Here is a 22,894-nt window from a genome sequence, read left to right as displayed (position 1 = left end):
AGTCATTCAGCCTTAATTAAAACATCCGCCCGCCACGGCCGGTATCTTCTTCCTCGATCGACAAGCCGTCGGCGGCATTCGACAAATAAGCCGCATCAGTCTCTGAGCCCAGCTTGATCATCAAACGCAAATCGTTGGGTGAGTCGGCGTGGGACAAAGCATCTTCGTAGGTGATCTCACCATTGTCATAGAGCGCGTAGAGCGCCTGATCAAACGTTTGCATACCCAGTTCGGTGGACTTTTTCATTAACTCTTTAAGCTCGTTCACCTCACCCTTACGGATCAGATCCGAGGCCAGCGGTGTATTCAGCAGAACCTCCAGACAAGCGCGCCGCCCCTGACCATCCGGTGTGGGAATCAACTGCTGCGCGACAATACCCCGCAGGTTTAGCGACAAATCCATCCACAACTGACGGTGGCGATCCGCCGGGAAGAAGTGAATAATTCGATCCAGGGCCTGGTTAGCGTTGTTGGCGTGCAGAGTACACAGACACAAATGACCGGTCTCGGCGAAAGCGATCGCGTGCTCCATGGTTTCACGTGAGCGCACCTCGCCAATCAAAATCACATCGGGCGCCTGACGCAGGGTATTTTTCAGAGCCACTTCAAACGAATCCGTATCAATACCCACTTCACGCTGGGTAATAATGCACCCCTCGTGCTGGTGAATAAATTCAATCGGATCCTCAATAGAAATGATATGACCCTTTGAGTTTCTGTTGCGGTGGCCAATCATCGCGGCCAGCGAGGTCGACTTACCCGTACCGGTCGCACCAACAAAAATAACCAAGCCGCGCTTAGTCATCGCCAGCTCTTTTATAACCTCCGGCAGGTTCAGATCATCAACTCTGGGGATGGTGGTTTCAATACGCCGCAGCACCATGCCAGCCAAATTGCGCTGGTAAAACGCACTCGCCCGAAACCGCCCGATGCCGCGCGCACTGATAGCAAAGTTAAGCTCTTTTGCATCCAGAAACTCGCGGCGCTGTTTCTCGTTCATGACCGACAACACCAACTCTCGAACCTTCTCGGGTGTTAACGCTGTTGCCGTGGCCGGAACAACTTTACCGTTTAATTTAATGGAGGGCGGAACACCGGCGGTTACAAATAAATCCGACGCCCCCTTATCCACCATCAGCTGCAGTAATCGATCAAAATCCATAGTGTAACCACCGTCTTTTTAAAATTCTTATACCAGAGCGGCGCAATGTGCGCCGATACTATTAAAAGTTTTCAGGCATTTTCGCTTTTTCGCGCGCCACTTCGCGGCTGATAACCCGGCGCGCCACCATATCTTCTAAACACTGATCCATCGTCTGCATACCCACCGATGCCCCGGTCTGAATAGCCGAGTACATCTGCGCGACTTTATCTTCGCGAATCAAGTTACGAATCGCCGAGGTGCCGCGCATAATCTCGTGCGCCGCCACCCGGCCACCACCGTTTTTCTTCAACAGGGTTTGCGAGATAACCGCCTGCAATGACTCCGACAGCATCGAACGCACCATAGCTTTTTCGTTGGCGGGGAATACGTCGACCACCCGGTCGATGGTTTTTGCCGCACTGGTGGTGTGCAAGGTGCCAAACACTAAGTGGCCTGTTTCAGCGGCGGTAAGCGCCAGCCGGATCGTTTCCAAATCCCGCAGCTCACCCACCAGAATAATATCCGGGTCTTCCCGCAGAGCCGAGCGCAGCGCCTCAGAAAAGCCGTGAGTATCGCGGTGCACCTCACGCTGGTTGACCAAGCACTTTTTACTCTCGTGGACAAATTCGATGGGATCCTCAATGGTCAAAATATGCTCGTACTTATTGTCATTCAGGTAATCCATCATCGCCGCCAAAGTGGTCGACTTACCCGAGCCGGTAGGCCCGGTTACCAGCACTAAACCGCGCGGCACCGCGCAAATATCACGGAACACCTGCCCCATGCCCAGCTCTTCCATGGTCAGTACTTTTGACGGAATGGTCCGAAACACCGCGCCTGAGCCGCGGTTTTGGTTAAAGGCGTTAACCCGAAAGCGCGCAACCCCTGGCACCTCAAACGAAAAGTCAGTTTCTAAAAACTCTTCGTAATCTTTGCGCTGCTTGTCATTCATGATCTCGTAGATCAAACTATGCACCTGCTTGTGCTCCATTGGCGGCAGGTTGATTCGGCGCACGTCCCCGTCGACGCGAATCATAGGCGGCAAACCCGCCGAAAGGTGCAAATCCGAGGCGCCCTGCTTGGCGCTAAAGGCGAGAAGCTCCGTGATATCCATACAGCAAAACCCTTAATTTTTGTCAGTTTTCAGTCATGCTATTGTGCTGCGGCGGCGCCGTCAAAGGCTAAATTCGCAATTGGCACGATGGCACAGACCCGAGGCCCAAATGCACAAGATAGACGAGAAGCTCGCCGATGTCACCGCCCGCATTATGCGCGCGGCCCAATCCGCGCAGCGCAATGCGGCCGACATTAGCCTGCTAGCCGTTAGTAAAACGCAACCGGCCGAGCGTTTGCGTGAGGCCTACAACGCCGGCGCGCGTCGTTTTGGCGAGAACTATCTGCAAGAGGCGTTGGACAAGCAACAGGAATTAACAGCGCTCAATGACATCGAGTGGCATTTTATCGGGCCCATCCAGTCCAACAAAACCCGCGCGATTGCCACACACTTCAGCTGGGTACACAGCGTCGAGCGGCTCAAAATTGCTCGGCGATTAAACGATCAGCGCCCGGCCGAATTAGGCCCACTTAACATCTGCCTGCAGCTCAACATCGATAACGAACCCAGTAAAGCGGGCGTCACTCTAAACGAGTTAACAACGCTTGCCGGGCAAGTAGCGCAGTTGCCTAATCTTGCTCTGCGTGGGCTAATGGCAATTCCGGCACCGGCAAGCAACCCTGAGGACAGCCGACGTAGTTTTGCCCAAGTAGCCGCCGCTCTCAAGCAGCTGCGCCAATCGCACCCAAACTGCCCCCTGGACACATTGTCCATGGGCATGTCCGCCGACCTTGAAGCGGCCATCGCCGAAGGCGCAACTACCGTGCGTATTGGCACCGATATTTTTGGCCCGCGCCCAAACGCGGCAGCGGCCAACGCTCGTTCATTATAAGGAGTTACCGTGAATCACAAGAACATCGTCTTTATCGGCGCAGGCAATATGGCCGGCGCCATTATTAGCGGCCTACTTAACAAGGGCTACCCCACCGAGGCGATCCGCGCCACCACCCGCTCGGACGAGTCAGCCCAAAGCGCCAGCCAACGCCTGGGCATTAAGGTAGGCACCGACAACCACGCCGCCATTCAATGGGCCGATGTAGTCGTACTGGCGGTTAAACCGCAAATGCTGGCCGACCTGTGCCGTAGTATTCAGCCATCGTTACAACAACAGTTAATCGTCTCAGTGGCGGCGGGTATTGGCTGCAACGACATTAATCAATGGCTCGGCGGCCACCGTGCCATTGTCCGCAGTATGCCCAACACTCCATCACAGGTAGGCGTTGGCGCCAGCGGCTTATACGCCAACGCCCAGGTAAGCGATGCTGAGCGCGAGTTTTCCGAACAACTGGCCGGCGCTGCCGGCCTGTTTATCTGGGTAGAAGATGAAGCGCTAATCCACGCGGTTACAGCCGTGTCAGGCTCGGGGCCCGCCTACTACTTTTTGTTTATGGAGGCCATGATTGAGGCCGGCGTGCAGCTTGGGCTCACCCCCGAATCGGCGCGCACTCTTACGCTGCAAACCGCCCTCGGGGCAGCAACGCTGGCAAATCAGGCGGATGCTCCGGTAGACGAGCTCAAGCGCCGCGTTATGTCCCCGGGTGGCACCACTGAGCGCGCCATTCACAGCTTTGAAGAGGCCGGCCTGCGCCAGCAAGTGGCCAAGGCAATGAGCGAGTGCGCCGCGCGGTCCAAGTCTCTGGCTCAGGAGTTGGCCGACAAGTCGTAACCGTGCAGGCCAAAAAGCTCGAGCCACTGCGCATCTACGCGAGTGATCAGGCATAATAACGAGCGACCCCAACACGACGACAACTGTTAAGCGCACTACGAGGATACCCCATGCAAACCATGGCACAAATGGCCATTTACCTGATTAAAACACTCGGCTCGCTCTACCTAATGGTGGTGTTGCTGCGGTTTTTGCTGCAGCTATCACGCGCTGATTTTTACAACCCCATTTCACAGGGCATCAGCAAAGCCACCAATCCGTTGTTGCTGCCACTGCGGCGGATCATTCCAGGCTTGTTTGGTATCGACCTCGCCTGCCTGGTACTCGCACTTATCGTGCAGTGGATCGTCCTGCAGCTAATTTTAATGATGGCCGGCTACGGCTTTTTTAATCCGCTGATGCTACTGGCCTGGTCGGTCGTCGGCATATTGGCCATGCTCTCCAGCATTTATTTTTGGGGCATGATCATTTACATCATCGCCAGCTGGGTAGCGCCCTTTAGCCACAACCCGGCGTTGGCGCTACTGCGACAGCTGATCGAGCCGGTCATGGCGCCCTTTCGCAAAATCATTCCGCCGCTTGGGCCCATCGATATCTCCCCCATCTTTTTAATGCTGGCGCTCAACCTCATCAATCAATTCGTGATTCCCGCTATCGCCCAGTTTATGGGTGCGCCACGAGGCCTGATGATCGGTTTCTAACCGCCAATACCGCCAAATCCCCCGACTATCGCCCCTTATTCACTGCTACTGGCGGTGGCGGGGCTTTTGCGCTTTAATAAGCCTGCCTTTTTATTACTAAACTTTACCTATAACGACAATTAACAGGCAAAATGGGACGGGATACGGCAGGCGCACTATGGATATAAAAGCACTCCACCGCCAAATGGCGCAGTACAACGCATGGAAGCAACAACTCGATCGGCGCCTGGTGGCGTTTACCCAGTGGAGCGACAAGCATAAGCTGGTCAGCCGCGACGCCTTGCGCTCACTGCAGCGCGCTCGCACCTTACTCAAGGGCGAGCACTTTACCCTTGCCTGTGTTGGCGAATTCTCCCGCGGTAAAACCGAGCTGATCAATGCTCTGCTGTACACCGATGGCCAGCCACGCTTACTGCCTTCTCAGGCAGGCCGCACCACCATGTGCCCCACTGAGATTTTTTACGATGCCACACAAGCTGCCAATTGTGTGCGCTTACTGCCTATCGAAACACGCCGCAGCGCCGCCAGCCTGCAGAGCTTTAAGCGCATTCCGCAAAACTGGTTTACGCTCGAGTTTGATCCGAATGAGCCGGAAGCCGTAGCTGAGGCCATTGCTCAGGTATCGGCCAATAAACTCGTCAGCCGCGCCGAGGCCGTTAAGCTTGGCTTTAACGCCGCCGACCTGGAGCCGGACGAAAAAACCGGCCTGGTACAAGTACCCACCTGGCGCCACGCGCTGATTAACCTTAAGCACCCGCTGTTAAAAGAGGGGCTGCGTATTGTCGATACCCCCGGCTTGAACGCCTTGGGTAATGAGCCTGAACTGACCCTAAAAACACTGCCAGAAGCGCAGGCCGTTTTATTTTTGCTGGCCGCCGACAGCGGCGTCAGCGCCAGCGATATGGCCATATGGCGTAATCACATTGCCGGGTTGCGGGATGAAAACTGCACCGCGGTGTTGGCGCTGTTAAATAAAATCGACACCCTATGGGACGAACTCACCCCACCCGGGCAAGTAGCCGCTAATATTGAGGCGGTGCGTCTACAAACCGCTCGACAACTGCAATTGGCACCCGAGCACGTGCTGCCGCTATCGGCCAAACAGGCGCTGGTAGCCAAAACCTGCAAACGCAGCAGCGCCCTGCTGCGCAGCAACTTTCCGCAATTAGAGCAGCGTTTGGGCGAATGTATTATCCGCTCACAGCAGCAAATTATTGGCCATAGGGTTGTCAGCAATAGCCTGGAAATGGTGGTTAGCACCTATAACAGCCTAACCAGGCGCATCGAAGAGGCCGAGCAAGAGCTGCAAACACTGCGCGGCACCGACGACCAGCACCAGCAACAAACCCTAAACCAGCAGCGAGAAAAAATTCGCGTTGCGCACCATCGCTACCACAAGCAGGCGCTTTCGCTGCGCACCAGTCAGCGTATGCTGGACAACCAGCGCACCGCACTGCTCGCCCCCATCGCGCCGGGCAACCTAGATAGACTAATCACCGAAACCCACGACGCCATGGAACAAAGTTGGACGACTGTAGGCTTATCGCGCGCCATCGGCGGCTTTTTTGACGATGTGGATACCAGCATTAACCACCTGCTGCGCGAGATCGAACGCGCCAATCAAGTGATGACGTCCATCTACGAGCGGCCTGAATACGCGCTGGACTCGGGCTCGCTGGCCAGCCAGCACCGCCTAAACATTACCCGACAACGGCGCAAGTTGCGCGCTCTGCAACAAAACGCCGACCGCTTTCGGCGCTCGCTGAACAGCGTGCTTACCAGCAAAAAGGTCTTGATCAAGCGTTTTGTCGCAACCCTCGTCAAAGAGGTGAAAGGCTTATTTAACGAGCTTAACCAAAGTGTCGATCACTGGCTGGCCGAGGCTCTAGCGCCCCTCACCCATCACAACCACTACCAAAAGCAGCTGCTCGAGCACCACATGCTGCGTTTAGGTGAGCTGCGTAACAAAAGCCACAGCCGCACGGAACAGCTGCAAGCGCTGGAGTCCAGCCTGGCCCAGCTCAGCCACGCCCGCACGGACCTGGCGCCACTGTTTACCGAAATCACCACCGCCCCGAGGCCCACCAGCCACGAGAGCGCCGAAGTCGTCTCGCTGCAGTCAGCCCGGAAGGCCCAAGTCATTTAAAGCCTGCGGCCGCTTGCTGGCGATAGCCCTTGCAGGCGTGCCGACACGACTTTAGACTTGCGCTTTTGCCGCTAACGCCGGCACTGTGAGACAACAAGCACCATGACGACACCTTTACCACCGGACTCGGTGGGCCTGGTTACGCCGCGCACTGCTGTGCTGCAAGAGCCATTGACCCTGGCCTGCGGCCGTAACCTAGATAGCTTTGAGTTGGTTTACGAAACCTACGGCACACTCAATGCCGAGGGCAGCAACGCCGTGCTTATATGCCACGCGCTATCGGGCGACCATCACGCCGCCGGTTACCACAGTGAATCCGACCGCAAACCCGGCTGGTGGAACCACTACATCGGCCCAGGAAAAGCCATCGACACCAATCGTTTTTACGTGGTGTGCCTCAACAACTTAGGCGGCTGTAGCGGCTCGACCGGGCCGCGCTCGATCGAACCGGAGACCGGAAAGCCCTGGGGGGCACGCTTCCCCACCTTGCGTGTGCGCGACTGGGTACACTCGCAGGCGCGCCTGGCCGATTACCTCGGTATTCGCCAATGGGCCGCTGTGGTCGGCGGTAGTTTAGGTGGTATGCAGGCCATGCGCTGGGCGCTGGAGTACCCCAACCGGGTGCGCCACTGTGTAGTTATCGCCTCAGCCATGAAACTCAGCGCGCAAAATATCGCTTTTAACGAGACCGCGCGCCAAGCGATTATGAGCGACCCCAATTACCACAACGGCGATTATCTTGCGCACGATACCTACCCGAAAAGCGGCTTGGCGGTGGCTCGCATGATCGGCCATATCACTTACCTGTCCGATCATGTGATGGGCGAAAAGTTTGGCCGCGAGCTGCGCAGCGGCAGCTTTGAGCAGGGACTGGACGATTTAGTCGAGTTTCAGGTTGAGAGTTATCTGCGCTACCAGGGCGACACTTTCTCGGATAAGTTTGACGCCAACACCTATATTTTAATGACCCGGGCACTGGATTATTTTGATTTGGCCCGCGAATACAATGACGATCCGGCCGGGGCCTTTCGCCGCGCTCAGTGTAAATTTTATGTCGCCTCGTTTAATACCGACTGGCGCTTTCCCATGGAGCGCTCGCGTGAGATTGTCGACGCCTTGATCGCCGCCGATAAATCGGTCAGCTATACCGAGATCGATTCGCCCTACGGCCACGACGCCTTTTTGTTGCCCAACGAACACTACGAGCAAACCTTTCGCCAGTACATGGCCCGAATCGCCACGGAGTAAGCATGCGCATCGACTTTAACCACCTACAGCAGTGGATTGGCGAAGGCAGCCGAGTGCTCGACTTAGGCTGTGGTGATGGCACCTTGCTGAAATACCTCACCGACAGCAAGCAGGTCAAAGGCTACGGCCTGGAGATCGACCCCGAGCAAATCGAAGCCTGTATCGGCCGCGGCGTCAACGTTATCAATCAAAACCTCGATCGGGGCTTGGGCAACTTTGCCGACAAAAGCTTTGATACCGTGTTGATGACTCAAGCCCTACAAACCATGTATTTCCCGCACAAAGTGCTGGATGAAATGCTGCGCGTGGGCAAAGAGTGCATTATTACCTTTCCCAATTTCGGCCACTACAAAGCGCGTTTTCACTTAGCGTTTCGCGGCCGTATGCCGGTATCCGATTTGTTGCCTTACGAGTGGTACAACACCCCCAACATCCACTTCTGTACCTTTAAAGATTTTGAAGTGCTGTGCCATGAAAAACACATCAATGTGCTTAACCGCCAGGTGGTTAACGAGCGCACCAGCCAAACACTGGGCAGCTTTAACCCCAATTTATTTGGCGAGACCGCGATTTATCACCTCAGCAAATAAACGCCCTTCGGAGCTTGGTTTATGACAGCCCTACAAACTCTCGCCCGCGCAGTGATTGCCATCAGCTTTTTACTGGCAAGTAATATCAGCACGGCCGCCGATATCCCCGACGCCACCGTATTAGACCCCAATTATCGCGAACAAACCTTTGGCGATTACACGGTTCACTTCAGCACCTTTAACAGCGCCTTTGTAACCCCCGAGGTAGCCGAGATCTACGGTATTACCCGCGCCCGCAATCAAGTGCTCGTCAATGTCAGTGTCACTCAAACTAAGCGAGGAAAAACCAGCCTGGGCCTACCCGCCAACGTCACCGGCACCGCCAGCAACCTGTTGCAGCAGCAGCGAGTACTGGAGTTCGACGAGATTAACGAAGGCGATGCCACCTATTACCTGGCACCACTCAAGCACAGTAATGAAGAGGTGTATAACTTCACGCTTAACGTTACTCCTACCGATGCGGAGCAAACCGGCATACAGCCTTTACGCGTCAAATTTAGCCGTAAACTCTACTTCAAGGAGGCCGAATAACCGTGTCAGCCACCACACAGGCGCCAAACAAAATCGTGCTTGCCAGCTCCAACCCCGGCAAACTTAAAGAGTTTCAGCAATTACTGGCGGGCGTCGGACTCGATGTGCGCCCCCAGTCAGAATTTAACGTAACCGACGCCGATGAGACCGGCCTGAGTTTTGTCGAAAACGCTATTATCAAAGCCCGCAATGCGTGTGACGCCACCGGCCTGCCCGCGCTGGCCGATGACTCTGGCATCGAGGTAGACGCCCTCAATGGCGCCCCCGGCATTTACTCGGCGCGATTTTCCGGCGAGGGTGCCAGCAACGAAAGCAACAACCAAAAGTTGCTGCAAGCGCTGATTAACACTCCCGAGGCCGAGCGCGGCGCTCGCTACCAGTGCGTGCTCGTGTACATGCGCCACAGCCGCGACCCAACCCCCCTCATTTGTCAGGGCAGCTGGGGAGGGCGCATTTTAACGGCGCCGGCCGGTGACGGCGGCTTCGGGTACGACCCGCTATTTTACGTGCCCACTCACCAATGCGCCGCGGCCGAGCTCAGTAAAGATGAAAAATCCCGCATCAGTCACCGCGCCAAAGCGTTACAGGCACTGCTCGAGCAGCTCGCCGCACCCACTGCAACGACTCGCTAAACCCGCCCCCGACACTTACTCAAACAATACCGCCAGCAAACTTTAAGGTGGCGGTATTATTTAGGGCTTGCATTCGCACCTGCAAATGTTAATAATTCTCACCCTTATTATTAATAGCAAATCCTTGGGGGATTAGTTTTGTCACATTCAGAAGTACTCGGTCGTACATTATTACTAGGCGCTGTCAGCACGAGCGCTTTATTCGCTGCGGTTCAGGCGGGCGCCGCCACCGAGACGGAAAAAGATCAACGCATCGTCGAAGAAATGGTGATTACCGCCTCGGGCTTTGAGCAAAAGCTAACCGACGCACCGGCCAGTATCTCGCTGATCGACCAAACCGAAATCCTCACCCGCCCCCACGTTAACCTGCTGGATATGCTGAAGTACCAGGAAGGTATCGATATCGGTACCACCCGCGACAAAACCGGACAAGGCAGCGTCAGCATGCGGGGCTTAACCGGCGAGTACACCCTGTACCTGATTGATGGCAAACGCCAAAATAACCACGGCGACATTTACCCCAACAACTTTGGCGGCAATGCGTTTGGCCACATGCCACCGGCCGAGGCGATCGAGCGTATCGAAGTGATTCGTGGCCCCGCCTCTACCCTGTATGGCGCCGACGCCTTGGGCGGTGTTATTAACATCATCACCAAAAAAGTGACCGACCGCTGGCACGGCACCGTCAATTTAGCCGGTACCTTTCAGGAAGACAGCGATTTCGGCGATGCCACTCAGGCAGACTTCTCAGCCTCTGGGCCGCTGATTGCCAACACCTTGGCGCTCGGGGTACGCGGCAGCCTCTACGAGACGGATGCCTCGTCGCCACAATTTGAGCCGGCGGTAGACCCTAACGGTGATGTGCATTACCGCAGCCTCGGCTTTGGCAGCGGCGGCCGCACCGTCGACAGCGAAACCTCGGAATACGGCGCGACCCTGACCTACACCCCAAACAGCAATAACACTCTGCGCTTTGACTACGACTACTCGGAGCAGGTGTACGACAACACGCCGTTTACCAACCCCGATACCGGCGAACTGTCGTACCCACTGGGCACCAAAGACAATATTACCGCTCTGTGGCAAGACAGCCGCGGGCAGGTTAACCCCCGCGCCGGCTACGCTGCCGATCAGGAGTTTAACCGCGAGTGGTGGTCGTTAAGCCACGACGGCACCTGGGGCTTTGGTACGAGTTATTTATCGCTGTCTTATGTCGACACCCAAAACGACGGCCGCACCCTGCCACTGACCGTGGATGAGCGCCTGCTATTACAAGAAATGTACGATGGCGCGGGCGCCTATGCTGGCATGAGCGAAGACGAGCGCCGCAATTTAGCCGAAGATACCTTCCTGCCACGTCCGGACCGCCCGCTGGACAGCAGCCAGTACACGCTGGACGCCCGGGTCGATATCCCGCTGCAAGCGCTCGGCAGCCATATGCTGGTCATCGGCGGTCAGATCATTGACGGCGAGCTGGAAGACGGCGTGTTTGGTATGGAGAGCAACCAACCAGGTGCGGTGCAAGAGCAAAAAATGTACTCGCTGTTTGTCGAAGACAGCTGGACCATGGTCACCCCTTTTACCCTAACCGCCGGTATCCGCTACGACGAGCACGATGTGTTTGGCAGCCAAATATCTCCGCGCCTGTATGGGGTGTACACCATCAGCGACAACTGGACCGTTAAAGGCGGTGTGGCCACCGGTTATAAAACCCCAGAGACCACCGACTTATACGATGGCATCACCGGCTTTGGCGGCCAGGGCACCTCGCCATTTGCCGGCAACCCGGATTTGCAGCCTGAGACCAGTGTTAACAGCGAGATCGCCGCTTACTGGACCTCCGATAATGGCCACAACTTTAACGCCACCTACTTCAACACCAAGTTCGAAGACAAAATTGCCCGCGGCGACACCATCTACAGCTGTGAAATCACCGGGGGCGCTCGCCCTTGCGTTAACCTCGGGGCCTACGACGCCCTGGGGTACGACACTTACAGCCAGAACATCAATATTGATGATGTCGATATCCAGGGGGTGGAAGTGGCTGGCCGCTATCTGATCAGCGAAGACTGGTCGTTTAATGCCAACTACACCTGGACCGACAGCGAGCAAAAAAGTGGCCCGCAAGAGGGCCAACCGCTGACCAACACCGCCGAGCATATGGCCAACGCCTCGCTCAACTGGGCCATCTTGCCGCAGCTGAGCATGATGCTGCAGGCGGAGTTGCGCTCAGATCGCTACCGCGACTGGGATACCGTGCTGGACAAGCCGCAGTATTACGAAAACTACGATCTGTTCCACCTGGGCCTAACCTGGGAGATCACCGACAACGTCACCGTGTTCGGCCGCGTTAACAACTTGCTGGATGAAGACTTTACCTCTTACTCCACCGAGTACATTGATCTGGACGGCGATGGCATTTACACCCTGGCCACAGGTCGCGGAGCGGTAAGCGAAGTTATCTTTAGCGACGACTATAACGTGAAAGACGCCGGCCGCAATTACTGGGTTAGCCTGCAAGTGAGCTTTTAATACCCTGTAATCCACGCACCTAAAAAACGCTCCGCCCGGGGCGTTTTTTAGGTGCCGGCCAATCCTATCTAGCTGGCTTCACCCACAACCGCCGTCTCATCAGCGCCCAAGCGAGCCACGTAATCGGCCAGCTCCCGTGCCGCTCGCGCCTTAGAGCTTAGATGCCTGCCATCTTGATACTCTTCGTACCCCACCCGGATAAAAACCGGTTCCGCCAGGCCGATAAAAGACGCCAGCGTTTTGAGATTAGGCTCCAGACAATTAAGCTCGTATAACTCACCCCCAGGCAGTAAAGCGCCATCGCCCGCACTGGTAATGACCGTCAAAGGCGTTCCCGGCAATTGTGGCGTATAGGGGTTTTCTTGCTCAGCATCAAACGTAAAAGTGCGGCCTACGCGAACAATCTGATCGATGTAAGCTTTCAGTGCGGCGGGCAAGCCAAAGTTATACAAAGGCGCACCAATCACCACATGGTCGGCCGCCATTAGCTCGTCGATCAAAACGTCACTTAACGCCAACGCCTGCTGCATGTCGGCCGTTCGATGTGCCGGATCGGTAAACGCCGCCGCAATCCAGGGCTCATTCACAAACGAGCAGGGCTCGGCCACCAAATCACGTTCGGTGATACAACCACCGGGGAAGCGCACTTGCCATTGATCGCGAAATTGCGCCGTCAGCGCGCGGGTAACGGAGCGGTTGATGCGGCCGCTCGCGTGAAGAATCAGTAAATTTGCCACGGGTCTCTCCTGTGAAGTCAGTGTGGTGCGCACTGTGTCACAGGAGTTTTAGACCGATCCAGAACCAGTTTTTGGCGTTAGTCAGGTTTTTGTGACGGGCTTTGGGCGCGCTCGGCCAGATAGCGCTCCCCCCAAGCCTCCAGCTCAACCATCACCTCCGATAAAGATTCCGCCAGCGGCGTAAGTTGGTACTCCACCCGAGCCGGCACCTCGGCAAAGACCTCGCGGGTTATTAGCCCATCGGCTTCCAGCTCGCGCAGCTGAACCGTCATGGTTTGTGCCGACACTTGCGGCAAAGCTTTGCGCACATCGGAATAGCGTTGAGGGCCCTTGGCAATTTCGCACAGTATGGAGGGCTTCCAGCGCCCGCGCAGCACGTTAATGGCCGCGCGCACGGGGCACTCTTTCTCCAGCTGGCCAATGTATTTGCGATGGCTATCCAGCACCTCGGCCGATGTACCCGAAACCGGTGAATCATTCATAACAGATATCCGTAAGCGTGGCAGAGTCTGCATCATAGCCGCCGTATACTCGCGCGACAATTACGCCGCTAGTATTCTGACTCGGTACTCCACACTTTCATGGTTTGCCCCGCCAGCAAGTAGCAATCACCGTCGTGCAGCACATAAGTCCGCATAAACCGATAGCGGTTCGCGTGGCGCGGCCCATCGGTAAACTTATCCACCGTCGACAAACCGTGAATCACCGCGGTATCGCCGGCACGAAGCACCACTACCTCGCTCGGCTCGCGCGATTTTGGCCGTTGGTAATTGGCCCCTAAGCGACTCAGCAACTCGGCTTTGCTCTCGTGCGCCACCGCAAGATTGTGCACCCAGACAAAATCCGGCCGCAACAAATGCTGTAAAAACTCCCGGTCGGCAGTACGCAAGGCCTGCTCATAGCGGTAATCCAGCGCTTGCAGCGCCTTCGGCTCAAGACAGTCGGCCGAGGCCAACACGGGGTTTATCAACAGAGCGCACGCTAGCAGCGCGGCCCGCTTTACGAATACAAACATACTTTCTGCCTGACCATTATTGATAATTGGTCTGACCATATTATACTGTCGCCACAATAAGATCACCCGGAGTTTGCTATGCACCGCCTTATCGCTCTTTCGCTACTACTGTGTAGCCCCCTGCCAATACTTGCGGCTACCGGGCAATCGTTGCCAGAGTACCGCGCTTTGTCGCAATCGTTAGCGCTCGCCGATCAACACGCTTTTGCCCAAGAGCTAACAGCCGCTGGCCGCGAACAGGCCCTGCCGGCCCCGGCCACCAAGCGGTTTGGCTTTGACCCAAACGCGCCGGATGAGTTTTTTCACAGCGCCGAGGCCCGGCGTATCGCGGATATCATTCTCAGCTACCAAACCCCCTCTGGCGGCTGGTCAAAGCGCACCGACATGGGCCACGCCCCGCGCCAGCCGGGGCAAATGCTAGGGGTAGAAGAGCACTATATTCCCACCTTCGATAACGGCGCCACCACCACGCAAATCTGGTTTTTAGCGCGTACCTACAGCGCACAGCCGGAGCCCCTCTACGCTCAGTCGGTAGAGCAGGCGATAGCGCTGATTATCAAAGCGCAATATCCCGCAGGCGGCTGGCCGCAGAACTTCCCACTCACCGGCGGCTATCACGATTACATCACCTATAACGACGAAGCCATGGGAAAGTTACTGCAGGTGATTGAGTCAGCCGCCAACCGGCGCGCGCCATTGCAATTTATCTCGCCGGAGCTAGCCTCCCAGGCACAACACAGTTTGAATCAGGGGATTCAGGCCGTGCTGGATACTCAGGTTATCGTGGAGGGCAAGCGCACCATCTGGGGCGCGCAACACGACGCCGAAACCTTAGCACCGATTAACGCTCGCAAGTTTGAACCGGTTGCCCTGGCCACCGCTGAAAGCGCCGATCTGGTGGAGTTTTTAATGAGCCTGGAAACCCCCAGCGCCTCGTTAAAACAAGCAATTGTCGCCGCTCACGACTGGTTTGTTGCCAATCGCATTTACGGTTACTCGTGGCAGAAAGACCAAGATGGTCACAACGCACTGGTGAGTAAAGACGGCGCCGGCCCACTTTGGGGGCGGTTTTGTGAGATTGGCAGTAACAGGCCCGTAGTGGGCGACCGGGACGGCTCTGTACACTATGACGTTATGGCAATCTCCCAAGAGCGCCGCGATGGCTACGCCTGGTACACTAACAACCCCAAAGACGTATTAAAACACTTCCCCAAATGGCGGGAGCAACACTTGCCTTAAAGAGCAAAAGAGCGCGCGGGCGCTTTAGCGCGATGGCTATTTGTCGCGCTGCTTTATGCGTCTCGCGCCTGCCGTGCGATAATAGCCGCGTAATCTCTCAACCCGGTAACGCTCTGTGCTCACACTTCCGCCGCTGTCGCTTTATATTCACATCCCCTGGTGCGTACGCAAGTGCCCTTACTGCGACTTTAACTCCCACCAGAGCCAGGCCGACTTACCCGAGCAAGCGTATGTTGCCGCATTGCAGCAGGACTTAAACGCCGACGCTGCATTAGCCCAAGGCCGCAACATCAGCAGCATCTTTTTTGGCGGCGGCACCCCCAGCTTATTCTCGGCGCAAGCGATCGGCCAAATACTCGATCACGCCGAGCGTACCTTGGGCTTTAGCGACGACATTGAAATTACCCTTGAGGCAAACCCCGGCACCTTTGAGCAGGAAAAATTCCTCGGCTTTCGCGCCGCTGGAGTCAACCGATTGTCGATTGGCATTCAGAGCTTTGCCAACGAGCAACTGACGGCACTGGGACGTATTCACGACAGCAAAGCGGCACTAAAAGCCGTCGATACCGCCCGGCGCGCCGGGTTTGATAATCTCAATTTAGATTTAATGCACGGCTTGCCGGGCCAAAGCCACGCGGCCGCCATGGCCGACCTCGATACCGCACTCAGCTTTGACCCCGAGCACCTCAGCTGGTATCAGCTCACCATCGAACCCAACACCGTGTTCTACAACAAGCCTCCCACCCTGCCAGTAGAAGACACCCTCGCCGACATTCAGGATGCCGGCCACGAGCGGCTGGTTGGCGCGGGATTTTCCCGCTATGAAGTATCGGCTTACGCCCGGGGGCCGCAATCGCGCCACAACCTAAACTACTGGCAGTTTGGCGACTACTTAGGCATCGGCGCCGGGGCCCACGGTAAAATTACCCAGCCCGAGCAAAAGCTGATATTCCGTCAGTGGAAGACGCGCCAGCCCGAGCGCTACTTGGCCGCCCCCCACTCGCCGGCGCGTTTGGCTAACCCTTACGCCGCCGGCCGGGAAGAGCTAACCGCCGCGATGCTGCCGCTGGAATTTTTACTCAACGCTCTGCGCCTTAGTGACGGCTGCCCGAGCGATTATTTTGGCCGCCGTACCGGCCTCAAGCTAAGTGCCCTGGAGCCCCAATGGCAGCAATTGCACGAGCGCGGGTTGGTAACGCCAAGCCAACAACGGATTGCCGCCAGTGAGCTGGGGCAACGATTTTTAAATGACGTACTGGGCGCTTACAGTGAATAATCGCTATTTACCCACAGCACTTTTGGCGCCACCTGCTACACTTTAAGCAAACGTCCTAACATTGCAACTTAACCGGTACTGCCACGCGCTCATGCTGCCATTTACCCGCTACGCACGCGACAACCCCATCGCCACACGCTTGCTTGGGCTTATCTTGCTGTGCAGCTCGGTTATTACGTTAATCGCCATTGCATTACAGTTGTACTCCAATTTTAACGACGACGTTTCGTCGCTCGAAAAACGCCTCGACCAGGTGCGGGTAAGCACTCTGGCTAGCATCACGAAAAGCCTCTGGGGGTTTGATCAAGAGCAACTGCAAATTCAAATCAACAGTGTGCTGGACGTGGCCGACGTGGTTAAAGTCCAGGTAGACTGGCGCGACTGGAACGATCAGCCGCAAACTCTGGTGGCCCGCAAACCCGGGGTCAGCGACGCTATTATTACCGAAAGCTCCAACCGCTTTTTGGTAAAGCAGTACGACTTAATTTATCGCGACGAGTCCACCACCGCACAAGATCTTGGGCAGCTCACAGTCACCGCCACCCTCAACACAATTTACGACAAGCTGTGGCAGCGCGCGCTGTTTATTGCGCTTATTCAGGGCACCAAAACCCTGCTGGTCTCCCTGTTGATCTTATGGCTCATCCACACCTTGCTCACCCGGCATATCGACACCATTGCCCGCTATGCCCGACAACTTAACCTTAACAAGCTCTCTACCCCATTGATACTGGAGCGCAAAACCACAGGTGACACACCCGATGAGCTGGACAATGTCACCAACGCTCTCAATCATATGCGCGAAACACTGCAGGAGGATATCGAGCAGCGACGCACCATTGAGCTTGCCTTACTGAGCGAGAAAGAAGAGAAACTCGAAACCCGCCGGCAAAAGCTCGCCGCGGAAGACGCCAGCCGCGCCAAGAGCCAGTTTCTGGCCACTATGAGCCACGAGATTCGCACGCCGATGAACGGCGTTATAGGCATGCTCGATATGCTGCGGGACACCAACCTCGACGACAGTCAGCGCCACTATGTGGATGTCATTCACCGCTCAGGCGAAAACCTACTGGAGATCATTAACGACATTCTCGATTACTCCAAAATCGAGGCCGGTAAAATGCAGCTGGAGACAGTCGAGTTTGATTTAGGTTTAGTCGTCGACGACACCATCGCGCTATTTGGTGCCACCGCCAACAAGCGCCATATCGAGCTATACGGCTATATTGAGCCCCAAGTGCCCACCTACCTACGCGGCGACCCAACCCGGTTGCGCCAAATCCTTATCAATTTAATTGGCAACGCCTTTAAATTTACCAGCACCGGCGCTATCACGCTGCACATAAGCGCCCATGCAGACAGCAACAGCGCTGCACCGAAGCTGACATTTACCATCACCGACACCGGCATCGGTATCAGCAAAAGCGCTCAGCAAAGTTTGTTTGACGCCTTCCGCCAAGCTGACAGTAGCACCAGCCGGCACTATGGCGGCACCGGCCTGGGACTGGCCATTTGCAAAAGCCTTACGGAATTAATGCATGGCGAGCTCGGTGTCGATAGCAAAGTGGGGCAAGGCTCCACCTTTTGGTTTACCGCCCGCTTCGCGCCATCGGCCAAAATCGCTATCGCCAAAAATGCCAGCGATCCCTCGCCGCTGGCGGGCAAACGCATTCTGCTGGCCGATCACAGCCAGCCGCTATCTGAACTTGTGGCCAAGCTGTGCGCCGCCTGGCAAATACAGCTCATTCGGGTAACCAGCGCTAGCGCCGCCATCGATATGATTAAAACCGGCGAGCCTTTTGACATGGCCATACTCTGTCAGCAGTTACCGGTCATGTCGGGGCTCCACCTGACCGACTGGATCCGGCGCGAGGCCAAGCTCACCGAGCTGCCGATAATCTTACTGACCGGCTCCGATGAACCCTTGGCGCGCGATACATTGGAGCGCCTCAAGGTCGATACGGTACTGCGCAAGCCACTCCTGCCCCGGCAGCTCTACCGCACGCTCTTTACCGCCAGCGGCTTAACACCTCCGCCCAGCGCTGGCATCAGCGATAGCACTAGCAACCATCTCGCGCTGGTGCACCTCAAAGTTCTGGTTGCAGAGGACAACAGCGTTAACCGTATGGTGATCAAGGGATTACTGGGCAAGCTGGGCATCGAGCCGGTGATGACCGAGAACGGCCGCGAGGCTCTGCGCGCCGTACAGCGCAGCCGCGAGCCCTTCGATTTAATTTTAATGGACTGCGAAATGCCCGATATGGATGGCTTTGAAGCGACCCGCGCCATTCGCGCCTATGAGCAAACAGAAGCACACACCGCAACCACCATTGTCGCCTTAACCGCCCACGCACTTGAGGAGCACCGCGAAGCCGTGTTTGCCAGCGGCATGGATCACTTCTTGTGCAAACCCATTACCCTAAAAAGCTTAACACAGGCACTCGACAAGCTCGGACTGGCTCCCGACACCCCCCTCAACCACACCAGCGCTAATCCCTAGAACAGCGATCCATTAGCCACAACAATCGCCGCTATAGCTTTTTTCTCCTTGATCAGGCGTAAACCAGTCCTTATTATGCTTAGCTTCTATTACACGCAGCGCGGGCTTATTGATCGGGTTTACCGCTGGTTTTTAGCTAACCTTCGCCTTTAAATTGTCACTCGCGCCCCCATATAGCGATACAGGCCACCTCAGTATTGCTAATTAAATACCCTAATCCGGGTTTGGAGACTATTTGACTATGAGTAACGACGCCATTATTCACGTTACCGACGACTCTTTTGACGCCGACGTACTGCAATCAGACGTACCGGTACTGGTTGATTTTTGGGCAGCCTGGTGCGGCCCCTGTAAAATGATTGCTCCGGTACTGGACGAGCTGGCCGATCAATACGCAGGTAAGTTAAAGATTGCCAAAATGGACGTCGATGCCAACAAAGAAACCCCGGCCAAGTTCGGTATTCGCGGCATTCCAACCTTGATTGTGTTTAAAGGTGGCAACGCCGAGTCCACCAAAGTGGGTGCTCTGTCGCGCTCGCAGCTGGTCGAGTTCATCGAATCTGTGGTGTAAACCACAACCTTGGCCACCGCTTTTGCGGTGGCCAAATTTAATTTTTGCACTTGCCGTTTTTTACCGCTATACTCCAGATCACCTGTTACAGCTCATTGTAGGTCCCGCCCGGTTTGGCACTCCTTATTCCGCACGATCTTGGGCAAAACACAGATTCCCTGCGACTTTCTCCTACTTTCAGACGATAGCTCTGTAGGTTATCCGCTAGACCGGATGATGTGTAACAGTATTATTTGACTGACAGCGTGTGCGATACAACAACAACAGCGCACCACACTGGCCGACGCACAACAGATTCATGTGCCTCGATAAGCAACGCAGTCTGCCGCTTGTATTCACTGCCATTCGGCACGAAACCCCTGCAGACAACAAACCACTAACTAAGTCCAACTGTATGAACCTTACCGATTTAAAAGCAAAACCCATTGAAGAGTTGATTGATATCGCCCGCGAAACGGGCCAGGAAAACCTCGCTCGATCGCGCAAACAGGATATTATTTTTAATATCTTAAAACGCCACGCCAAAAGCGGCGAAGACATCTACGGCGACGGGGTACTGGAAATTCTGCAAGACGGCTTTGGCTTTTTGCGTTCGGCCGACAGTTCGTACCTGGCAGGCCCCGACGATATCTACGTCTCGCCCAGTCAAATTCGCCGCTTTAACTTGCGCACCGGCGACACCATTGCCGGCAAGATTCGCCCTCCGAAAGAAGGCGAGCGCTACTTTGCCCTGCTCAAGGTTAACGAAATTAACTTTGATAAACCCGAGAGCTCGCGCAATAAAATCTTATTTGAAAACTTAACGCCGCTGTTCCCGGATGAGCGTCTAGTGCTAGAGGCCGGCAACGGCTCTACCGAAGATTTAACCGGTCGCATCATCGACTTAACCTCCCCTATCGGTAAAGGCCAGCGCGGCCTGATTGTCGCACCGCCTAAAGCCGGTAAGACCATCATGATGCAATGTATTGCTCAGGCGATCACGCGCAACAACCCTGAGTGTCATTTGATTGTATTGCTGATCGATGAGCGCCCGGAAGAAGTTACCGAGATGCAACGCTCCGTGCGCGGCGAGGTGGTGGCCTCAACTTTTGATGAGCCGCCAGCGCGTCACGTGCAAGTGGCCGATATGGTCATCGAGCGCGCCAAGCGCTTGGTTGAGCACAAAAAAGACGTGATCATCCTGCTCGACTCCATCACTCGTTTGGCCCGCGCTTATAACACCGTTATTCCATCGTCCGGTAAAGTACTCACCGGTGGTGTTGATGCTCACGCACTGGAACGCCCCAAGCGCTTCTTTGGTGCCGCGCGTAACATTGAAGAGGGTGGTAGCCTGTCTATTATCGCCACCGCTCTGGTGGATACCGGCTCGAAGATGGATGAAGTGATCTACGAAGAGTTTAAAGGCACCGGTAACCTCGAGTTGCACCTGGACCGTAAAATTGCCGAGAAGCGTATTTACCCAGCCATCAACGTACGCCGCTCGGGCACCCGCCGCGAAGAGCTGCTAATGAAAGAAGATGAGCTGCAACGCGCGTGGATTTTGCGTCGCCTACTCAACGACATGGAAGACGTTGCCGCCACTGAGTTTTTAGTGGACAAGCTAAAAGACTTTAAAACCAACGATGAATTCTTCCTCTCAATGAAGAGAAAGTAATTGATCGGCTGACGGCAAACGGGGAACGTAAAATGTTCCCCGTTTTTCGTTATACTTTCTGCTCACCGTCTCCCGTCAACCGCACCCCGGATTTACCATGAAGTACAGCGACCTTCGCGATTTTATTCAACAGCTCGAAGCACGTGGCGAACTAAAACGCATCAGCGCCGAAGTAGACCCCAACCTCGAGATGACGGAAATTTGCGACCGCACCCTGCGCGCCGGTGGCCCGGCGCTATTGTTTGAAAACCCTAAAGGCTACACGATTCCGGTGCTGGGCAATTTGTTTGGCACCCCCGAGCGAGTAGCGCTGGGCATGGGGGAAGACTCAGTAGCCGCGCTACGCGAGGTGGGTAAACTGCTGGCTTTTTTAAAAGAGCCCGAGCCCCCCAAAGGTTTAAAAGAGGCGTGGCAATCGCTGCCGATTTTCAAGCAAGTGCTTAACATGGCCCCCAAGGTACTTAAAAAAGCGCCCTGCCAAGAAGTGGTGATTGAAGACGATGCTATCGACTTAGACCTACTGCCGATACAAACCTGCTGGCCCGGCGACGCGGCGCCGCTTATTACCTGGCCGCTGGTTATTACCCGAGGCCCGCTGAAAGAGCGCCAAAACCTCGGTATCTACCGCATGCAAAAAATCGCGAAAAACCGGCTGATTATGCGCTGGTTAAGCCACCGCGGTGGCGCGCTGGATTTTCGCGAGTGGCAACAAGAGCACCCCGGCGAGCCCTTCCCCGTAGCCGTCGCCCTCGGCGCCGACCCCGCCACTATTTTAGGCGCAGTTACCCCGGTGCCAGACAGCTTAAGCGAGTACGCGTTTGCCGGGCTGTTGCGCGGCAGCAAAACCGAGGTCGTCAAAGCCGGCAGCAACGAGCTGCAAGTGCCCGCCTCGGCCGAGTTTATTTTAGAGGGCCATATCGCCCCGGACGACATGGCGTCAGAGGGGCCCTACGGCGATCACACCGGCTACTACAACGAGGTGGACACCTTTCCGGTGTTTACCGTCACCCGCATTACCCACCGCAAAGACCCGATTTACCACAGCACCTATACCGGTCGGCCGCCGGATGAGCCCGCCGTACTGGGGCTGGCACTCAACGAAGTGTTTATTCCGCTGCTGCAAAAACAGTTCCCCGAGATTGTGGATTTTTACCTGCCACCCGAGGGCTGCTCGTACCGAATGGCTGTGGTCACTATGAAGAAGCAGTACCCAGGCCACGCCAAGCGCGTGATGATGGGTGTCTGGTCTTTCTTACGGCAGTTTATGTACACCAAATTTGTGATTGTGACCGATGACGATGTCAACGCACGTGACTGGCAGGATGTGATTTGGGCCATTACCACCCGCATGGACCCGGCGCGCGATACCACCCTCATTGAAAACACGCCTATCGACTACCTCGACTTTGCCTCGCCGGTATCCGGCCTCGGCTCGAAAATGGGTATGGACGCCACCAATAAGTGGCCCGGTGAAACCGACCGCGAGTGGGGCGAGCCCATCGTCATGGACGAGGCGGTAAAAGCGCGCGTCGACGCCCTATGGGAGTCGCTCGGCATCGACAGCAAACCGGCCAGCGGGTAAAAATTTGCTAAGCTCG

The 22,894-nt window shown here is 55.8% G+C and carries 20 protein-coding genes; 15 read left to right on the top strand and 5 right to left on the bottom strand.

All coding sequences use genetic code 11. The features are described from left to right. Positions 1–16: 16 nt before the first annotated feature. Both SD69_RS03890 and SD69_RS03885 read right to left on the bottom strand, forming a co-directional pair. Positions 17–1,162, bottom strand: coding sequence for a PilT/PilU family type 4a pilus ATPase (locus SD69_RS03890; RefSeq protein WP_041522166.1), 1,146 nt, complete (start codon positions 1,160–1,162; stop codon positions 17–19). A 61-nt stretch (positions 1,163–1,223) separates the two neighbouring features. Next, positions 1,224–2,258, bottom strand: coding sequence for a type IV pilus twitching motility protein PilT (locus tag SD69_RS03885; RefSeq protein WP_041522165.1), 1,035 nt, complete (start codon positions 2,256–2,258; stop codon positions 1,224–1,226). Positions 2,259–2,367: 109 nt separating this feature from the next. On the opposite strand from SD69_RS03885, the gene SD69_RS03880 reads away from it, so the two are divergent. From SD69_RS03880 to SD69_RS03840, 9 genes are all read left to right on the top strand, one after another. Further along, positions 2,368–3,090 carry a YggS family pyridoxal phosphate-dependent enzyme gene (locus SD69_RS03880; protein ID WP_041522164.1) on the top strand — a complete coding sequence of 241 codons (723 nt, stop codon included), beginning with the start codon at positions 2,368–2,370 and terminating at the stop codon, positions 3,088–3,090. Between the two features lie 9 nt (positions 3,091–3,099). Further along, positions 3,100–3,924: a pyrroline-5-carboxylate reductase gene (gene proC, locus SD69_RS03875; RefSeq protein ID WP_157471604.1), complete on the top strand. Its 825-nt coding sequence runs from the start codon at positions 3,100–3,102 to the stop codon at positions 3,922–3,924. 110 nt (positions 3,925–4,034) lie between these two features. Next, entirely contained in the window at positions 4,035–4,625 is a 591-nt protein-coding gene (locus SD69_RS03870; protein ID WP_041522163.1) for a YggT family protein, read from the top strand. A 157-nt stretch (positions 4,626–4,782) separates the two neighbouring features. Next, on the top strand, positions 4,783–6,771 hold the full coding sequence (locus SD69_RS03865; RefSeq protein WP_041522162.1) for a dynamin family protein: 1,989 nt from the start codon (positions 4,783–4,785) through the stop codon (positions 6,769–6,771). A 102-nt stretch (positions 6,772–6,873) separates the two neighbouring features. Further along, the gene (metX, locus tag SD69_RS03860; RefSeq protein ID WP_041522161.1) at positions 6,874–8,019 is read left to right on the top strand and encodes a homoserine O-succinyltransferase MetX; all 1,146 of its coding nucleotides are present in this window, start codon (positions 6,874–6,876) and stop codon (positions 8,017–8,019) included. A 2-nt stretch (positions 8,020–8,021) separates the two neighbouring features. Next, positions 8,022–8,609: a methionine biosynthesis protein MetW gene (gene metW / locus SD69_RS03855; protein ID WP_041522160.1), complete on the top strand. Its 588-nt coding sequence runs from the start codon at positions 8,022–8,024 to the stop codon at positions 8,607–8,609. Between the two features lie 21 nt (positions 8,610–8,630). Next, on the top strand, positions 8,631–9,140 hold the full coding sequence (locus tag SD69_RS03850; RefSeq protein WP_052480867.1) for a DUF4426 domain-containing protein: 510 nt from the start codon (positions 8,631–8,633) through the stop codon (positions 9,138–9,140). Positions 9,141–9,142: 2 nt separating this feature from the next. Then, complete coding sequence (gene rdgB, locus SD69_RS03845) at positions 9,143–9,772, top strand: RdgB/HAM1 family non-canonical purine NTP pyrophosphatase (protein ID WP_041522159.1); 630 nt, start codon at positions 9,143–9,145, stop codon at positions 9,770–9,772. Between the two features lie 138 nt (positions 9,773–9,910). Then, positions 9,911–12,304 (top strand): TonB-dependent receptor domain-containing protein, encoded by a 2,394-nt coding sequence (locus tag SD69_RS03840; RefSeq protein ID WP_041522158.1) that lies wholly within the window; start codon positions 9,911–9,913, stop codon positions 12,302–12,304. A 68-nt stretch (positions 12,305–12,372) separates the two neighbouring features. Here SD69_RS03840 and SD69_RS03835 read toward each other — a convergent pair whose 3' ends face one another. The 3 genes from SD69_RS03835 to SD69_RS03825 form a co-directional block, all read right to left on the bottom strand. Then, positions 12,373–13,041, bottom strand: a complete 669-nt coding sequence (locus SD69_RS03835; protein ID WP_041522157.1) for an FMN-dependent NADH-azoreductase — start codon at positions 13,039–13,041, stop codon at positions 12,373–12,375. 77 nt (positions 13,042–13,118) lie between these two features. Further along, positions 13,119–13,523, bottom strand: a complete 405-nt coding sequence (locus tag SD69_RS03830) for a winged helix-turn-helix transcriptional regulator (RefSeq protein ID WP_084591477.1) — start codon at positions 13,521–13,523, stop codon at positions 13,119–13,121. A gap of 68 nt (positions 13,524–13,591) precedes the next feature. Then, a complete protein-coding gene (locus SD69_RS03825) occupies positions 13,592–14,056 on the bottom strand; it encodes a nuclear transport factor 2 family protein (protein ID WP_041522156.1) in 465 nt (154 codons plus the stop codon). Between the two features lie 78 nt (positions 14,057–14,134). On the opposite strand from SD69_RS03825, the gene pelA reads away from it, so the two are divergent. From pelA to ubiD, 6 genes are all read left to right on the top strand, one after another. After that, complete coding sequence (gene pelA / locus SD69_RS03820; protein WP_052480866.1) at positions 14,135–15,295, top strand: pectate lyase; 1,161 nt, start codon at positions 14,135–14,137, stop codon at positions 15,293–15,295. Between the two features lie 115 nt (positions 15,296–15,410). After that, positions 15,411–16,571 (top strand): radical SAM family heme chaperone HemW, encoded by a 1,161-nt coding sequence (hemW, locus tag SD69_RS03815; RefSeq protein WP_041522155.1) that lies wholly within the window; start codon positions 15,411–15,413, stop codon positions 16,569–16,571. Between the two features lie 91 nt (positions 16,572–16,662). After that, complete coding sequence (locus SD69_RS03810) at positions 16,663–19,071, top strand: response regulator (protein ID WP_041522154.1); 2,409 nt, start codon at positions 16,663–16,665, stop codon at positions 19,069–19,071. A 241-nt stretch (positions 19,072–19,312) separates the two neighbouring features. Then, positions 19,313–19,642 (top strand): thioredoxin TrxA, encoded by a 330-nt coding sequence (gene trxA / locus SD69_RS03805; RefSeq protein WP_041522153.1) that lies wholly within the window; start codon positions 19,313–19,315, stop codon positions 19,640–19,642. A gap of 394 nt (positions 19,643–20,036) precedes the next feature. After that, positions 20,037–21,296, top strand: coding sequence for a transcription termination factor Rho (gene rho, locus SD69_RS03800; RefSeq protein WP_041522152.1), 1,260 nt, complete (start codon positions 20,037–20,039; stop codon positions 21,294–21,296). A 97-nt stretch (positions 21,297–21,393) separates the two neighbouring features. Beyond that, on the top strand, positions 21,394–22,878 hold the full coding sequence (ubiD, locus tag SD69_RS03795; RefSeq protein WP_041522151.1) for a 4-hydroxy-3-polyprenylbenzoate decarboxylase: 1,485 nt from the start codon (positions 21,394–21,396) through the stop codon (positions 22,876–22,878). Positions 22,879–22,894 lie beyond the last annotated feature (16 nt).

Source organism: Gilvimarinus agarilyticus (assembly GCF_000832015.1).
Taxonomy (GTDB): domain Bacteria; phylum Pseudomonadota; class Gammaproteobacteria; order Pseudomonadales; family Cellvibrionaceae; genus Gilvimarinus; species Gilvimarinus agarilyticus.
The sequence above is the reverse complement of the archived record's forward strand: the minus strand, read 5'-3'. Positions and strand labels throughout refer to the sequence as shown.

What these genes read in the sequence shown, in the direction of transcription:
- ubiD (WP_041522151.1), top strand. Translation starts at nt 21,394, where the DNA reads ATGAAGTACAGCGACCTTCGCGATTTTATTCAACAGCTCGAAGCACGT.
- SD69_RS03890 (WP_041522166.1), bottom strand. Translation starts at nt 1,162, where the DNA reads ATGGATTTTGATCGATTACTGCAGCTGATGGTGGATAAGGGGGCGTCG.
- SD69_RS03870 (WP_041522163.1), top strand. Translation starts at nt 4,035, where the DNA reads ATGCAAACCATGGCACAAATGGCCATTTACCTGATTAAAACACTCGGC.
- SD69_RS03885 (WP_041522165.1), bottom strand. Translation starts at nt 2,258, where the DNA reads ATGGATATCACGGAGCTTCTCGCCTTTAGCGCCAAGCAGGGCGCCTCG.
- trxA (WP_041522153.1), top strand. Translation starts at nt 19,313, where the DNA reads ATGAGTAACGACGCCATTATTCACGTTACCGACGACTCTTTTGACGCC.
- pelA (WP_052480866.1), top strand. Translation starts at nt 14,135, where the DNA reads ATGCACCGCCTTATCGCTCTTTCGCTACTACTGTGTAGCCCCCTGCCA.
- rho (WP_041522152.1), top strand. Translation starts at nt 20,037, where the DNA reads ATGAACCTTACCGATTTAAAAGCAAAACCCATTGAAGAGTTGATTGAT.
- SD69_RS03830 (WP_084591477.1), bottom strand. Translation starts at nt 13,523, where the DNA reads ATGAATGATTCACCGGTTTCGGGTACATCGGCCGAGGTGCTGGATAGC.
- metX (WP_041522161.1), top strand. Translation starts at nt 6,874, where the DNA reads ATGACGACACCTTTACCACCGGACTCGGTGGGCCTGGTTACGCCGCGC.
- SD69_RS03810 (WP_041522154.1), top strand. Translation starts at nt 16,663, where the DNA reads ATGCTGCCATTTACCCGCTACGCACGCGACAACCCCATCGCCACACGC.
- SD69_RS03825 (WP_041522156.1), bottom strand. Translation starts at nt 14,056, where the DNA reads ATGTTTGTATTCGTAAAGCGGGCCGCGCTGCTAGCGTGCGCTCTGTTG.
- SD69_RS03865 (WP_041522162.1), top strand. Translation starts at nt 4,783, where the DNA reads ATGGATATAAAAGCACTCCACCGCCAAATGGCGCAGTACAACGCATGG.
- SD69_RS03850 (WP_052480867.1), top strand. Translation starts at nt 8,631, where the DNA reads ATGACAGCCCTACAAACTCTCGCCCGCGCAGTGATTGCCATCAGCTTT.
- metW (WP_041522160.1), top strand. Translation starts at nt 8,022, where the DNA reads ATGCGCATCGACTTTAACCACCTACAGCAGTGGATTGGCGAAGGCAGC.
- SD69_RS03880 (WP_041522164.1), top strand. Translation starts at nt 2,368, where the DNA reads ATGCACAAGATAGACGAGAAGCTCGCCGATGTCACCGCCCGCATTATG.